The sequence below is a fragment of the Streptomyces sp. NPDC050416 genome (assembly GCF_044458845.1).
Lineage (GTDB): Bacteria > Actinomycetota > Actinomycetes > Streptomycetales > Streptomycetaceae > Streptomyces.
The window spans coordinates 40,993-54,631 of sequence record NZ_JBITII010000013.1 but is presented as its reverse complement, the minus strand read 5'-3'; the positions used below and the strand labels follow the sequence as shown (position 1 = coordinate 54,631).

The following is a 13,639-nucleotide window of genomic DNA, read 5'->3' as shown; positions in this document are numbered from 1 at the left end:
CGAGAAGATCGGTCACTGCCTCGTGTACGTCAGCCGCTCCCCGCTGCTCGTGTTGACGCGCTGGAGCGTGCCGTCCGACAGGACGGTGATCTCGGTGGCGGCGCCCGGGGTGCAGGCGGTGCGCGGCTGCCCGACGGTCACGGTGGACGGGCCGATCTTCAGGGTGCCGTCGGCGCCGGGTTGCGCGGTCAACCGCCCCTCGAACACGCAGTGGTAGCTGCCGCCGCCCTTGGTCGGGCCGTCGGCCACGAGGGACAGAACCGTGTCACCCGGTTCGCCCTGCTGGATGGTGAGCGAACGGCTGTGCTCGCCGTCGGCGTTGTCGATGGTCGTGGTCCAGGTGCCCAGGTACGCCGTCGGGATCGAGCCGTCCGCCTCAGAGGCGGAGGGGTCCGGCTGCGAGGTCGTCGGGGACGGGCCCGGCGTGGTCGGGGGCGCGCCGGTGCTCTGCGTGGGGGTGGGGTCGCCGCCCGCCTGGTCACCGTCGCGGCCCTGCATCAGCGCGTACACCGAGCCGCCCGCGGCCAGCGCGACGACCAGGGCGATCACGACGAGCAGCGCGGTGGAACGGCCGTTTCTCGGCCCCGGGTCCTGCGGGGGGCCGTAGGGCGGGGTGGAGCCGTAGGGGGGAGTCGTGCCGTAGGGCGGCGGACCGTAGGGCGGGGTGGAGCCGAGGCCGCCGTAGCCGGGGTGGTACGGCGGGGCGGCGCCCGGAGTGCCGGGGGCGCCGGGCTGGGGGTGCTGCTGGGGGTAGCCGTACGCCGGGTGCGGTTGCGGGGGCGGCTGCATCTGCGGCTGCGGCTGGGACGGGATGGGGGCGCCCGTGCCCGGGGGCTGCTGGGGTGCCGCTGGTGGGCTCTGACCGGCGACCATGGTGGGCAGGTGGTTCACCGGCGCGCCCTCGCCCGGCAGGCCCGGCGGGGGCGGGCCTGCGGCCGCGGCGAGCGCCGTCGCGGGGGCCGGCGGCAGCGCGGGACGCGGCGACGACTCGTCGGCGGCGGGGGCGTGTTCGGGGGTGGGGCCGGGGCCGGGGTTCTCGTCGGGACCGGAACCGCGCTGCCCGGCGGGCGGCTCGGCGGAACCCGCTCCCTCGGCGGAGCCGGCCCCCTCCGGATCCTCCGCGTCCAGCAACCGCACGGCGTGCCGCCCGAGTTGGGCGACCAGGGCGCTCGGGAGCCACGGGTCGAGGGCGCGGCCGTCGGAGACGGTGTCGTCCGCACCCGTGCGTTCCAGGACGCGGTCGAGGGACGGGCGTGCGGCGGGGTCCTTGCGCAGGCAGTCGCGGACCAGGTCGGCGATGCCCTCGGGGACGCCCTGCAGGTCCGGTTCCTCCTGGGCGATGCGGAACATCAGGGCGTGCACACCGCTGTTGGCGGTGCCGAAGGGCAGGGCGCCGGTGGCGGCGTAGGCGAGGACGGAGCCGAGGCAGAAGACGTCGCACGCCGGGGTGATGCGGTCGCCGCGCACCTGCTCGGGCGCCATGAAGCCGGGCGATCCGACGAGCGCGCCGGTGCGGGTGAGCCCGCCGTCCGTCACGGTCTGCAGGGCCCGGGCGATACCGAAGTCGATGACGCGCGGGCCGTCGATGGTGACCAGGACGTTGGACGGCTTGAGGTCGCGGTGGACGATGCCGGCCGCGTGGATGTCCTTGAGCGCGTGCGCGAGCCCGGCCGCGAGGATGCGGACCGTCCGCTCGGGCAGGGCGCCGTGGTCGTGCCCGACGACCTGCTGGAGGCTCGGCCCGGCGACGTACCCGGTGGCCACCCACGGCACCGCCGCCTCGGTGTCCGCGTCCAGCACCGGCGCCGTCCAGTACCCGCCGACCCGCCGCGCGGCCCGCACCTCCTGCCGGAAACGCTCCCGGAACTCCTCCTGCGCGGCCAGTTCCTCGCGCACGAGTTTCACGGCGACCGTACGGCCCCGCTCCGAGCGTGCCAGATACACGTGCCCCATGCCGCCCGCACCGAGCCGCGCCAGCAGCCGGTACGCACCGATACGCGGCGGATCCCCGGACCCCAGCTTCTCCATCGCTCAGCCGCCTTCCCCCCACACGTGAGCAACAGATCGAGAATAGTGCGGGGCCCGGGCGGGGCAGGCCCGAACGACCTCTACGGTTCCGTAACAGGCGGTCCCACCTCGTCGAGCACCTTCGACAGCCGTTCCAGTACCCGCACCGTCTCCGCCAGGTCCGCCTCCCCGAGCGCGTCCGCCAGCCGGTCGGCGAAGGCCGCGTGGCCGGGGGCGATCCGGGCGATCGCCGCCCGCCCCTCCGCGGTCGGCACGAGGAGCTTGGCGCGGCGGTGCGCGGGGTTCGGCCGGTACTCGGCGAGCCCGCGCTCCACCAGCAGGTCGGCGATGCGCTGCACGCTCTGCCGTGTGATGCCCATGGCGCGGGCGATGCCGGAGACGGGCAGCGGCTCCCCCAGGACCGCGCCGAGCACCTGCCACCAGGCGGCGGTCAGCCCCGCGGGCCGGGCCAGTTCCTCGGCCACGGCGAGGAACTGGCCGTTCAGCCTGAACACCCCGAGGGCGCTGCGGCTGAGCAGGTCCTGACGCTCCCGGCTCATGCCGCCCCGGCCTTCTCCAGCACGGCGTAGGCCGCCGCGTCGGAGTCGTGGAACAACCGGTACCAGGCGTCGAGCACCTCGCCCTCGTACACCCCGAGCAGCCGGAGGATCTCGCGGGCGAAGGCGACGGGCTCGGTCGGGCCCGCGGTGACCAGGTTCTTGTCGGTGACGGCGTCGGTCTCGACGTAGCGCTCGCCGCCCGCGTAGCCGGTCGCGGCCAGGTAGAAGGAGACCGCGCTGGTGTGGTCGCGGTCGTCGAGCAGGCCCTCGCGGGCGAGCCCGGCCGTGGCCCCGCAGATCGCGGCGACGGGCACGCCCGCGTTCAGGAACGCCCGGGCCTTGCGGGCGAAGGGCGCCAGGTCACCGGATGTGTCCCACAGGTCGGCGCCCGGGAGGATCAGCAGGGAGCTGTCCTCGGGCCGGACGTCGTCCAGGGCCGTGTCGGGCTGGATGCGCAGTCCGCCGATGCTGGTGACCGGGTCCGTGGACGGGCCGACGGTCCGGATCCGGTACCCGGCGCGGGCGAGATGGGCCGTGGCGTGGCCCGTCTCCCAGTCGGCGAGGGTGTCGTAGACGGCGAGATGGACGGGCTTGCGGTCTGCGATGGCGTTCATGGTTCCTCCTCGGGACCCCGTGCCGTATGACAACATGCTGACATTTCGACAGCACCACCCTGTCAATGCCTTCCGTCCCGTCTGGACAACCTGTCGCGGAATGCCGCCGACGGCAGACAGGCCGCCGATTTCACCGCCCTCTCCCCCGCACCTACGCTCGCCCGCATGACCCCTCAGCCGAACCCCGAAGCCGGTGCCGCCGTCAAGGCCGCCGACCGCGACCACGTGTTCCACTCCTGGTCCGCCCAGGAGCTCATCGACCCGCTCGCCGTCGCCGGGGCGGAGGGGTCGTACTTCTGGGACTACGACGGCCGGCGCTACCTCGACTTCTCCAGCGGGCTCGTCTACACGAACGTCGGCTACCAGCACCCCAGGGTCGTCGCCGCGATCCAGGAGCAGGCGGCGAGGATGACGACCTTCGCGCCCGCGTTCGCCATCGAGGCCCGCTCGGAGGCGGCCCGGCTGATCGCCGAGCGGACCCCGGGCGACCTGGACAAGATCTTCTTCACCAACGGCGGCGCCGACGCCGTCGAGCACGCCATCCGGATGGCCCGGCTGCACACCGGCCGCCCGAAGGTGCTCTCGGCGTACCGCTCGTACCACGGCGGTACGCAGCAGGCCGTGAACATCACCGGCGACCCGCGCCGCTGGGCCTCCGACAGCGGCACCGCCGGGGTCGTGCACTTCTGGGCGCCCTACCTCTACCGCTCCCGCTTCTACGCCGAGACCGAGGAGCAGGAGTGCGCGCGGGCGCTGGAGCACCTGGAGACCACGATCGCCTTCGAGGGGCCCTCCACCGTCGCGGCGATCATCCTGGAGACGATCCCGGGCACGGCCGGGATCATGGTCCCGCCGCCCGGCTATCTCGCGGGGGTGCGGGAGCTGTGCGACAAGTACGGGATCGTCTTCGTCCTGGACGAGGTCATGGCCGGGTTCGGGCGGACCGGTGAGTGGTTCGCGGCGGACCTGTTCGGCGTCACGCCCGACCTGCTGACCTTCGCCAAGGGCGTGAACAGCGGGTACGTGCCGCTGGGCGGGGTCGCGATCTCCGGTGCGATCGCCGAGACCTTCGGCAAGCGGCCGTACCCGGGAGGTCTGACGTACTCCGGGCATCCGCTGGCGTGTGCCGCCGCCGTCGCGACGATCAACGTCATGGCGGAGGAGGGCGTCGTCGAGAACGCGGCCCGGCTGGGCGCGAACGTCGTCGGTCCGCAGCTGCGCGAGCTGGCCGCGCGGCACCCGAGCGTGGGCGAGGTGCGCGGCGTCGGCATGTTCTGGGCGCTGGAGCTGGTCCGGGACCGCGAGACGCGCGAGCCGCTGGTGCCCTACAACGCTGCCGGGGAGGCGAACGCGCCGATGGCCGCCTTCGCCGCCGCCGCGAAGAACGGCGGACTGTGGCCGTTCGTGAACATGAACCGGACCCATGTGGTGCCGCCCTGCACCGTCACCGAGGCGGAGCTGAAGGAGGGCCTCGCGGCGCTGGACGCGGCGCTCTCCGTGGCGGACGAATACACGAAGTAAACAGCTGTAAACCGACCAGAAAACGACCACAACCCGTCAGTAGACGACCAACCTCTCACCTCGTTCGAACGCGTAAGGTGGCGTGGCCGTAGACATACACGTGCACGCCACCCGAACGCGACGAGGGAGACGCCCTGACCATGCCCCGCAGCTCCGGCAACGGCGCCGTGACGCGCAGCACCCTGCGACAGCAGATCGCCGACGCGCTCCGTGACGAGGTACTGGCGGGACGGCTGCAGCCGGGGCAGGAGTTCACGGTCAAGGAGATCGCCGACCAGTACGGGGTGTCCGCCACGCCGGTCCGGGAGGCGCTGGTCGACCTCTCCGCGCAGGGGCTCCTCGACGCCGACCAGCACCGCGGCTTCCGCGTCCACGAGTACTCGGCCGAGGACTTCCGCGGCATGATCGAGGCCCGCGACCTGGTCATCGAGGGGATGTTCCACGCCCTCACCACCGGGCGGCACGCCTCCGGGCAGCCGGGCGACCCCCGGGTCGCCGCCGTACTCGCCGGGGTGCGGCGGCGCGGCGAGGAGGCGCAGCGGGCCGCGGCGGCCGGTGACCTCACCGTCCTCATCGGCTACGACCTGCGCTTCTGGCGCGAGCTCGCCGCCCTCTTCGGCAACCCCTACCTCGCCGACTTCCTGCACCGGCTGCGCGTGCAGACCTGGGTCTGCGCGGTGCAGCACCTGCGCCGGCTCAGGGACCTGCGGGGCGAGCTGTGGGCGGGGCACACCGAGCTGGTCGACGCCCTGGGCGCCCGCGACACCGACACCGCACGGTCGATCATCGCCGACTACAACGCGCACTCCATCGCCCTGATCGAGCGCCTCGCCTCAGGATGACCTGCGTCGCGTCTGTCCGTATGGGTATGGGACATGCACGGCAGGAGCCGCTTTCCGTGCCGCACCGATACGCTTCCCTGACCACCGCGCCACCGACCCACCGAGCTGAGCGAGGAGCCTTCTTTGGCCTGTGACCTGTGGCTGGTACCGCTCGTCGACGTGTTGTGCCACACGCCGGACAATCCGTTCGCCGAGGAACTCGCGCAATACAACAAGGTGCTCGCCGAGGCCGGGCTGCCGCCGGTGCCGGTGTACCAGTACATGCCGGGGCTGTCGGGCGACGTCGCCCCGGTGGCGGGCTTCGACTACGACGCGCTGCACTTCCTGCGCCGCGCCTACCTGCTGCAGGTGTGCGGCCTGCCGGTGACGCCCGTGGACGAACTCGGCGGTGACTACGAGCAGTTGCTGGAGATGTTCGAGTCGACGGCCCAGCAGTCGCACCTGGTGTGGCACTACGACCACGCGGGGGCGTACGTCCCCGTCGACTTCCCCAGTCCGCTCGCCGACGACGACCTTCTCGCGGGCGGTGGTCCGCTGGGCTCCTCGCACGCCCTGCTGCGGGAGCTGGAGCTGGTCGCCCCGGCCATCGGCATCGACCCGGCCAACCCGCCGGCCGCGCCGCAACCGCCGCTCGTGCCCACGGAGCTGGAGGAACCCGCCGTCCCGGCCCCGTACGATCCGAGCCCCTTCGCCCGGGAACGCCACGTCTGGCTCGGTCTGCACGCCGCCGTGACGCGGAGTCTGGCCCAGGGGTCGATGATCGTGTTCAGCTGAGCGTCAGCGCAGCTGGGACAGCCCCTTCTGCAGGTCGTCGCCGTTCATGATCGGGAACACCTCGATCTCGGCGTTGAGGTCGGTGAAGAACGGCTCCAGCGCGGGAGGCAGCTGGGAGCTTTCCTGCATGTCGAAGACGAGGAAGCAGGTCCTGCGACCGCCGGCCGGGCCGAAGTAGGCCGCCTCCGGCTTGAGCTTCTCCATGGCCTCCTGCATGAGCTGCGGCATCTTGCCGCCCCGGATCGCCTCGTTGCCCTTTTCCGTGTCCAGCGTCGCCTTGAGCATCACACGCATGGCTCTCACTCCTTGTGTCCCGTCGGGGTGTGACTGCCGCCGTTCGGCAAGCACAGCGTATGACCCGATTTGCCCGATAAGCCTCCTTTGACTGCTCCATCGGGAGCAGACAGCAGGACGTCCCGGTGACCACGAGGGTCACCGGGACGCAGGGTGTCTGCCGCTCGGTCCGGCTACAGGAACGAGTTGATCTCGATCGTCTCGTCCCGGCCCGGGCCCACGCCGATCGCGGAGATCGGGGCGCCGGACATCTCCTCCAGCGCCTTGACGTAGCTCTGGGCGTTCTTCGGCAGGTCGGAGAAGGACTTGGCCTTGCTGATGTCCTCGCTCCAGCCCGGCAGCATCTCGTAGACCGGCTTCGCGTGGTGGAAGTCGGTCTGGGAGTAGGGCAGCTCCTCGACCCTCTTGCCGTCGATCTCGTACGCCACGCAGACCGGGATCTGCTCCCAGCCGGTGAGGACGTCGAGCTTGGTGAGGAAGAAGTCCGTCAGGCCGTTCACGCGGGTCGCGTAGCGGGCGATGACCGCGTCGAACCAGCCGCAGCGCCGGTCACGGCCGGTGGTGACACCGCGCTCGCCGCCGATCCGGCGCAGCGCCTCGCCGTCCTCGTCGAACAGCTCCGTCGGGAACGGGCCCGCGCCGACGCGGGTCGTGTAGGCCTTCAGGATGCCGATGACCCGGCTGATCTTCGTCGGGCCCACGCCCGCGCCCGTGCAGGCGCCACCCGCGGTCGGGTTGGAGGAGGTGACGAAGGGGTACGTGCCGTGGTCGATGTCCAGGAGCGTGCCCTGACCGCCCTCGAACAGGACGACCTTCTCCTCCTCCAGCGCCTGGTTGATGACCAGGACGGTGTCGGCGACGTACGGCGCGAGCTTGTCGGCGTAGCCCAGCAGCTCCTCGACGACCTGGTCGACGGCGATCGCGCGCCGGTTGTAGAGCTTGGTGAGGATCTGGTTCTTGACGTCGAGGGCCGCCTCGACCTTCTGCGTGAGGATCGACTCGTCGTACAGGTCCTGCACACGGATACCGACGCGGTTGATCTTGTCGGCGTAGGTCGGGCCGATGCCGCGCCCGGTCGTGCCGATCTTCCGCTTGCCGAGGAAGCGCTCCGTCACCTTGTCGACCGTGACGTTGTACGGCGTGATGATGTGCGCGTTTCCGCTGAGGAGGAGCTTGGAGGTGTCGACACCACGCTCGTTCAGACCGCTCAGCTCGGAGAGCAGGACCGACGGGTCGACGACGACACCGTTACCGATGACCGGCGTGCAGCCGGGGGACAGGATTCCGGAAGGGAGGAGGTGCAGTGCGTACTTCTGGTCTCCGACGACCACCGTGTGGCCGGCGTTGTTGCCGCCCTGGTAGCGCACTACATAGTCCACGGATCCACCGAGCAGGTCGGTGGCCTTTCCCTTGCCTTCGTCACCCCACTGAGCACCGAGCAGCACAAGTGCGGGCACGCGCGTACACCCCTTCCGGGCGGGGCATGTCCATGGTCGAGGGCGTACGCGGAGGTAGCAGGCCGCGTACACCGCGACCGCCGTTGGCCGCCAACCGTCGGACCGGATGCCCCGGAATAGACGAAGCCCCTGGCGCAATAGCGCAAGGGGCTCTTGCACAAAGATGCTACCCGAGGAAGCGAGGCATGGCCGAGGTGGTGACTTCCGCGACGTCCGAGCAGCTGCTGGTGGTCATCGACCCGGTCGCCCGCCGGTCCGACGGCGAGTCCGTACGGATAGCGAAAGACGTGCTCGGAGCGGGTGCGACCGTGAAGCTGTGCCTGCCGGAGGGGCCGGAGGAGTTCGCCCGGGCATTGCGCCGGCGGGGTTCGCGGCGCCTGGTGGTGGTGGGTGACGACCGGGCCCTGATCCGCGCGGTGTCGCTGCTGCACCGGCATCGGGAGCTGTCCGGATGCGCGCTGTCGGTGGTGCCGGTCGGGGGCGCGCTGTCCCTCGCCCGGTCGCTGGGGGTGCCGACGGGGACGGTGGCGGCGGCGCGGGCGGTGCTCGACGGGGTCGAGCGGCGGATGGACCTGATGGTGGACGACAGCGACGGGGTGGTGCTGGGCGCGCTGCGGATACCGCCGGTGTATCCGCAGGCTTCGCCGGATGAGCCTTCCGCGCGTCCCTGGCTGCGGACGTGCCAGTTTCTCGTCAAGACGCTGGTGCCGGTACGGCCCGCGCGGGAGGTCCCCGTCGCCGGTCCCCGGCCGTCCCGGCTGCGGGTGGAGGTCGACGGGGTGACGCTGGTGGATCTGGGCCAGCCGGTGGAGGCGGTCTCTGTGACGCCGGGGTCCTCCGGGGTGGCGGAGGTCGAGGTACGGCCGGCTTCGGTGGGCGCGGAGGCGTCGCCCGTGCGGGCGGCCGGGAAGACGGTGACCGTGGTGGGCGCGGATTTCCGGTACCGGTCGGACGCGGGGGTGTCGGGGCCGGTGCGCAGGCGGACCTGGACGGTTTGGGAGGGGGCTTGGGGGCTTACGGTGCCTGCGATGTCGTGAGTCAGTCGTCGTCCGACTCATCGGGCTCCCGGCGGGGGGCCTGGAAGCCATCGGTGTCGAGGGTGCAGCCGAAGGGATCCGGGATGTAGAGCTTCTCGCCGAACGACTTGGTCAGGCGTCCCTCGTATCCGCCCTCGGTCGGGGACCAGAAGACGGTGGCCTGCTCGTTCTGCATGTCGAGCACCAGATAGACGGGGACGCCCGCCTTGGCGTACACCTCGACCTTGTCGGTCACGTCGTCCTTCCGAGTGGAGGGAGAGGTCAGCTCGGCGGCAAAGGACAGGCCTTCGCCATCCAAACGGTTGCTCTCTGTCTCGAAGACCCGCTCGTGCGCCGCATGGACGTCCGGCCCATAGGCGCACTCGTCCCCCGGGAAGACGTACAGGAACGGCGCCCGGTCGATCACGTGACCATTGGGCAGATGCGGCTCCAGTTGTTCGCACACCAGGCGCATCACACGGTGGTAGTACCCCTTCGACCACGGCGACACGACGATGCTCCCCCTGATGATCTCGGCCTTGTAGCCGTCGGGCACGTGCAGCTCGTCGAGGAGGTCCAGAAGCTCCTCGAAGCCACTGCGGGGCGTGGTGCCGCTCATCACCGGTCGCTCTGCCATGCGTGTCATGATGCGCCCTCCCCTTGCCGCGGACCAGCCGCCACTCAGCGTAGCCGCTCGCTCACGGAGCCGCAGTCGATCTCGTCCTTCAGCCCGACCCCCGTGACCCCCGACTCCCGCGCCCTCCCCATCAGCCCCGACAGTTTTCCCGCCGCCGTCTCGTACGTGAGCCCCAGCGGTGGCCGGATGTTGGACAGGCAGTTGCGGTCGGCGTCCGTCGTCACGCCCGGCTTCGGCGCGTACGTCAGGTAGGCGCCCAGGGAGTCGGCCGCCGACATGCCCGGGCGTTCGCCGACGAGCACGACCACCATCGCCGCACCCATCGCGTGGGCGATGTCGTCACCGAGGGCCACCCGGGCCTGTTCGGCGAGGACCACAGGGGCGATGCTCCAGGTCGGCAGCCGCCCCACCGTCTCCCGCACCACCGCCGCCGCGTGCTCGTGCACCGCCCGGCTGGACAGGCCGTCGGCGACCACGAACACCACGTCCCAGTCGCCCACGGGCAGGTGTGCGCGGTCCGTGGGGTCCAGGCGGCGGCCCAGGTCCGGGCGCTGGAGGTACGTGAGCCGGTCGGGGGCCGCGCTGCGCACCCGTATCGTCGGCAGGCCGGGCAGCGCTGCCGCGATCGCGTCCGGGGTGAACGGCGCGTGCACGGCGTCGCGGGCGGCCGCGTGCGCGGACTGGAGTTCCAGGCGGTGGCGGGTGGACAGCGCTGATCCCGCGCGGCCCAGGCCGATGCGGGCCTGAGTGTGGCGGCGGAGGGCCGGCCACAGGTCACCGGTGACGTCAGGTGTCGTCATGCCGCCCGCTCCCGTCCGATCGCCGTGAGCGGGTGGGCCGCAAGCGACACGTCCCTGATCCCGCCCCGTTCGTCGAGCAGCCCGATCGACTCCAGCCACGCCTCGAACTCCGGCGCCGGGCGCAGGCCCAGCACCTCGCGCAGGTACAGGGCGTCGTGGTACGAGGCCGACTGGTAGTTGAGCATGATGTCGTCGCCGCCCGGCGTGCAGATCACGAAGGAGGCGCCGGCCACGCCCAGCATGGTCAGCATCGTCGCCACGTCGTCGTCATCGGCGTCCGCGTGGTTCGTGTAGCAGATGTCCAGGCCCATCGGCAGGCCGAGCAGCTTGCCGCAGAAGTGGTCCTCCAGGGCGGCGCGGAGGATCTGGCGGCCGTCGTAGAGGTACTCCGGGCCGATGAAGCCGACCACCGTGTTCACGAGCAGGGGGTCGTAGCGGCGGGCGACCGCGTACGCCCTCGCCTCCACCGTCTGCTGGTCCACCCCGTGGTGCGCGTCGGCCGACAGGGCGCTGCCCTGCCCGGTCTCGAAGTACATGACGTTCCGGCCGACGGTGCCCCGCTGCAGTGCCCGCGCCGCCTCGTACGCCTCGTCCAGCAGGTCCAGTGTGACCCCGAAGGACGCGTTCGCCGCCTGTGTCCCCGCGATGGACTGGAAGACCAGGTCCACGGGAGCGCCGCTCGCCATCAGGTCGAGGCTCGTCGTGACGTGGCACAGCACGCACGACTGGGTCGGGATCGCGTACCGCTCGATCACGCCGTCCAGCAGGTCCAGCAGGTCCCGTACCGCCTTCGGGCTGTCCGTCGCCGGGTTGATGCCGATGACCGCGTCGCCGGAGCCCAGCAGCAGGCCGTCCAGCAACGCCGCCGCGACTCCCGCCGGGTCATCGGTGGGATGATTGGGCTGCAGTCGCGTCGCCAGCCGGCCCGGTAGCCCGATCGTCGAGCGGAAGGCCGTCACCACCCGCACTTTGCGGGCCACGGCCACCAGGTCCGCGTTCCCCATCAGCTTGGACACCGCGGCCACCATCTCCGGCGTCAGCCCGGGGGCCAGCGCGGCCAGCGTCCCGGTGTCCGCCGCCTCCGACAGCAACCACTCCCGGAACTCGCCGACCGTCAGCCCGGCCACGGGCGCGAAGGCCGCCGCGTCGTGCGTGTCGAGGATCAGCCGGGTCACGTCGTCGTTCTCGTAGGGGATCAACGGCTCGGTCAGGAAGGCCGCGAGCGGCACCTCCGCCAGCGCCCAGCGTGCCGCGACCCGCTCCTGCGCCGACTCGGCGGCGAGCCCGGCCAGCCGGTCGCCGGAGCGCTCGGGACTGGCGGCGGCGAGCAGGCGGGCGAGGGAGTCGAAGCGGTGGCGGTGGCCGCCGAGGGTGGACGTGTAGCTCATGTCGGCGACCGTACGAGTCGCTGAAAGGGCCCGTCCACGCGTGCGCGAAGAGTTAACCCAGCTGTTCGCTACGGCGGCCACCTAAAGGTCTGGTTGACAAACATTTAACCGCTCCACCCCTGGAGCGACTCATACGCCAGACAGCATCCTCACCCGGCAGACAGTGGAACGGTCATGGAAGGGGCCACCCGATGGCAGTGGACGAGGGCGTCGCCCCGGCGGCGGAAACAGACGACTCAGGGACGGTTCACCGGCTCAAGCCCAATGCCGTGGGCCTGCTCGGCGTGGTCTTCATGGCCGTGGCGACCGCCGCGCCGATCACGGCGATGACGGGCAACGTGCCCTTCATGGTGTCGTCCGGCAACGGCGTCGGGGCCCCGGCGAGCTACCTCGTCGCAATGGTCGTCCTGGCAATCTTTGCCGTCGGCTTCACGTCGATGGCGAAGCACATCACCTCGACGGGCGCCTTCTACGGCTTCATCTCCTACGGCCTCGGCCGCACCGTCGGCCTCGCCTCCGGGCTGCTGGCCACCTTCGCGTACGTCGTCTTCGAGCCGGCGCTCATCGGCATCTTCTCGACCTTCGCGACGACGACCCTGAAGGACCAGACGGGCCTGCACATCCCCTGGTGGGCCTTCGCGATCCTCATGCTGGCGATCAACGCGGTGGGGACGTGGTTCGGCATCGACGTCGCCGAGAAGCTGCTCGTCGTCCTGCTGGCCACGGAGGTCACCGTCCTCGCCGCGATGGCGATCTCCGTCGCCCTGCACGGCGGTGGCCCGGACGGCTTCACCTTCGACCCGGTCAACCCGGTCAACGCCTTCCACGGGACGTCCGCCGGTCTCGGTCTCTTCTTCGCCTTCTGGTCGTGGGTCGGCTTCGAGTCGACCGCGATGTACGGCGAGGAGTCCCGCGACCCGAAGAAGATCATCCCCAAGGCGACGATGATCAGCGTGCTCGGCGTCGGCGTCTTCTACGTCTTCGTCTCCTGGATGGCCATCACGGGCAACGGCGAGGCGGCGGCCGTGAAGGCGGCCTCGAGCGCCAACCCGCTCGCGCTCTTCTTCAACCCCACCGAGCACTACGTCGGCCACTGGGCGGTCGTCGTCATGCAGTGGCTGATGATCACCGGCTCGCTGGCCTGCGGCATGGCCTTCCACAACTGCGCCGCCCGCTACATGTACGCCCTGGGCCGCGAGGGCGTCCTGCCGTCCCTGAAGCACACCCTCGGCCGCACCCATGCCAAGAACGGCTCCCCGCACATCGCCGGCCTGGTGCAGACGATCGTCACCGCCGTACTGCTCGGCGCGTTCTGGGCCGCGGGCAAGGACCCGTACAGCGGTACGTACGTCCTGCTGGCCATCCTCGGCACCATGGCGATCCTGGTCGTCCAGGCGGTGTGCTCCTTCGCGGTGCTGGCGTACTTCCGCACGAACCACCCCGAGAGCCGGCACTGGTTCCGGACGTTCGCCGCTCCCCTCGTCGGTGGTGTCGCGATGCTCGCGGTGGTCGCGCTGCTGGTGTCCAACATGGGCGCGGCGGCAGGCCCGGAGTCCAGCTCCCTGGTGCTGAAGGCCACGCCGTGGATCGTGGCACTGGTCGCACTGAGCGGCATCGGCTACGCGCAGTACCTCAAGCGCCGCGACCCGTCCCGGTATGCGCTGCTCGGGCGGACGGTGCTGGAGGAGACGAAGGAGCGGTAGCCGTACGGGAGGCCCCGGTGCCGTCC

The 13,639-nt window shown here is 71.3% G+C and carries 13 protein-coding genes; 5 read left to right on the top strand and 8 right to left on the bottom strand.

The features are described 5' to 3' along the window. Nucleotides 1-12 precede the first annotated feature (12 nt). From ACIBL4_RS33355 to ACIBL4_RS33345, 3 genes are all read right to left on the bottom strand, one after another. Entirely contained in the window at nt 13-2,028 is a 2,016-nt protein-coding gene (locus tag ACIBL4_RS33355; protein WP_399415513.1) for a serine/threonine-protein kinase, read from the bottom strand. Nucleotides 2,029-2,108: 80 nt separating this feature from the next. Then, nucleotides 2,109-2,567 carry a MarR family winged helix-turn-helix transcriptional regulator gene (locus ACIBL4_RS33350; RefSeq protein ID WP_399415512.1) on the bottom strand — a complete coding sequence of 153 codons (459 nt, stop codon included), beginning with the start codon at nt 2,565-2,567 and terminating at the stop codon, nt 2,109-2,111. Next, nucleotides 2,564-3,181, bottom strand: a complete 618-nt coding sequence (locus ACIBL4_RS33345) for a type 1 glutamine amidotransferase family protein (protein ID WP_399415511.1) — start codon at nt 3,179-3,181, stop codon at nt 2,564-2,566. Before ACIBL4_RS33345 ends, ACIBL4_RS33350 begins: the two co-directional genes overlap by 4 nt. A gap of 165 nt (nt 3,182-3,346) precedes the next feature. On the opposite strand from ACIBL4_RS33345, the gene ACIBL4_RS33340 reads away from it, so the two are divergent. From ACIBL4_RS33340 to ACIBL4_RS33330, 3 genes are all read left to right on the top strand, one after another. After that, nucleotides 3,347-4,702 (top strand): aspartate aminotransferase family protein, encoded by a 1,356-nt coding sequence (locus tag ACIBL4_RS33340; RefSeq protein WP_399415510.1) that lies wholly within the window; start codon nt 3,347-3,349, stop codon nt 4,700-4,702. 140 nt (nt 4,703-4,842) lie between these two features. Continuing rightward, nucleotides 4,843-5,544: a GntR family transcriptional regulator gene (locus tag ACIBL4_RS33335; protein ID WP_399415509.1), complete on the top strand. Its 702-nt coding sequence runs from the start codon at nt 4,843-4,845 to the stop codon at nt 5,542-5,544. Nucleotides 5,545-5,667: 123 nt separating this feature from the next. After that, complete coding sequence (locus tag ACIBL4_RS33330) at nt 5,668-6,318, top strand: hypothetical protein (protein WP_356922456.1); 651 nt, start codon at nt 5,668-5,670, stop codon at nt 6,316-6,318. 3 nt (nt 6,319-6,321) lie between these two features. On the opposite strand, the gene ACIBL4_RS33325 is transcribed toward ACIBL4_RS33330, so the two are convergent. Both ACIBL4_RS33325 and ACIBL4_RS33320 read right to left on the bottom strand, forming a co-directional pair. Next, entirely contained in the window at nt 6,322-6,612 is a 291-nt protein-coding gene (locus tag ACIBL4_RS33325) for a DUF3303 family protein (RefSeq protein ID WP_399415507.1), read from the bottom strand. Nucleotides 6,613-6,785: 173 nt separating this feature from the next. Continuing rightward, on the bottom strand, nt 6,786-8,069 hold the full coding sequence (locus tag ACIBL4_RS33320; protein WP_399415506.1) for an adenylosuccinate synthase: 1,284 nt from the start codon (nt 8,067-8,069) through the stop codon (nt 6,786-6,788). A 185-nt stretch (nt 8,070-8,254) separates the two neighbouring features. On the opposite strand from ACIBL4_RS33320, the gene ACIBL4_RS33315 reads away from it, so the two are divergent. Further along, entirely contained in the window at nt 8,255-9,106 is an 852-nt protein-coding gene (locus ACIBL4_RS33315; RefSeq protein WP_399415505.1) for a diacylglycerol kinase family protein, read from the top strand. Nucleotide 9,107: 1 nt separating this feature from the next. Here ACIBL4_RS33315 and ACIBL4_RS33310 read toward each other — a convergent pair whose 3' ends face one another. The 3 genes from ACIBL4_RS33310 to ACIBL4_RS33300 are packed head-to-tail and all read right to left on the bottom strand — an operon-like array spanning nt 9,108 to nt 11,910. Next, a complete protein-coding gene (locus ACIBL4_RS33310; RefSeq protein ID WP_399415504.1) occupies nt 9,108-9,731 on the bottom strand; it encodes a Uma2 family endonuclease in 624 nt (207 codons plus the stop codon). Between the two features lie 35 nt (nt 9,732-9,766). Continuing rightward, on the bottom strand, nt 9,767-10,522 hold the full coding sequence (eutC, locus tag ACIBL4_RS33305; protein WP_399415503.1) for an ethanolamine ammonia-lyase subunit EutC: 756 nt from the start codon (nt 10,520-10,522) through the stop codon (nt 9,767-9,769). Next, the gene (locus ACIBL4_RS33300) at nt 10,519-11,910 is read right to left on the bottom strand and encodes an ethanolamine ammonia-lyase subunit EutB (RefSeq protein ID WP_399415502.1); all 1,392 of its coding nucleotides are present in this window, start codon (nt 11,908-11,910) and stop codon (nt 10,519-10,521) included. The genes eutC and ACIBL4_RS33300 overlap by 4 nt, the downstream gene beginning before the upstream one ends. Before the next feature lie 191 nt (nt 11,911-12,101). On the opposite strand from ACIBL4_RS33300, the gene ACIBL4_RS33295 reads away from it, so the two are divergent. Continuing rightward, nucleotides 12,102-13,613 (top strand): APC family permease, encoded by a 1,512-nt coding sequence (locus ACIBL4_RS33295; RefSeq protein ID WP_399415500.1) that lies wholly within the window; start codon nt 12,102-12,104, stop codon nt 13,611-13,613. Nucleotides 13,614-13,639: the final 26 nt, after the last annotated feature.

Coding starts and splice junctions, on each gene's coding strand:
- eutC (WP_399415503.1), bottom strand. CDS start 10,522: ATGACGACACCTGACGTCACCGGTGACCTGTGGCCGGCCCTCCGCCGC.
- ACIBL4_RS33295 (WP_399415500.1), top strand. CDS start 12,102: ATGGCAGTGGACGAGGGCGTCGCCCCGGCGGCGGAAACAGACGACTCA.
- ACIBL4_RS33345 (WP_399415511.1), bottom strand. CDS start 3,181: ATGAACGCCATCGCAGACCGCAAGCCCGTCCATCTCGCCGTCTACGAC.
- ACIBL4_RS33310 (WP_399415504.1), bottom strand. CDS start 9,731: ATGACACGCATGGCAGAGCGACCGGTGATGAGCGGCACCACGCCCCGC.
- ACIBL4_RS33325 (WP_399415507.1), bottom strand. CDS start 6,612: ATGCGTGTGATGCTCAAGGCGACGCTGGACACGGAAAAGGGCAACGAG.
- ACIBL4_RS33350 (WP_399415512.1), bottom strand. CDS start 2,567: ATGAGCCGGGAGCGTCAGGACCTGCTCAGCCGCAGCGCCCTCGGGGTG.
- ACIBL4_RS33300 (WP_399415502.1), bottom strand. CDS start 11,910: ATGAGCTACACGTCCACCCTCGGCGGCCACCGCCACCGCTTCGACTCC.
- ACIBL4_RS33340 (WP_399415510.1), top strand. CDS start 3,347: ATGACCCCTCAGCCGAACCCCGAAGCCGGTGCCGCCGTCAAGGCCGCC.
- ACIBL4_RS33315 (WP_399415505.1), top strand. CDS start 8,255: ATGGCCGAGGTGGTGACTTCCGCGACGTCCGAGCAGCTGCTGGTGGTC.
- ACIBL4_RS33355 (WP_399415513.1), bottom strand. CDS start 2,028: ATGGAGAAGCTGGGGTCCGGGGATCCGCCGCGTATCGGTGCGTACCGG.
- ACIBL4_RS33335 (WP_399415509.1), top strand. CDS start 4,843: ATGCCCCGCAGCTCCGGCAACGGCGCCGTGACGCGCAGCACCCTGCGA.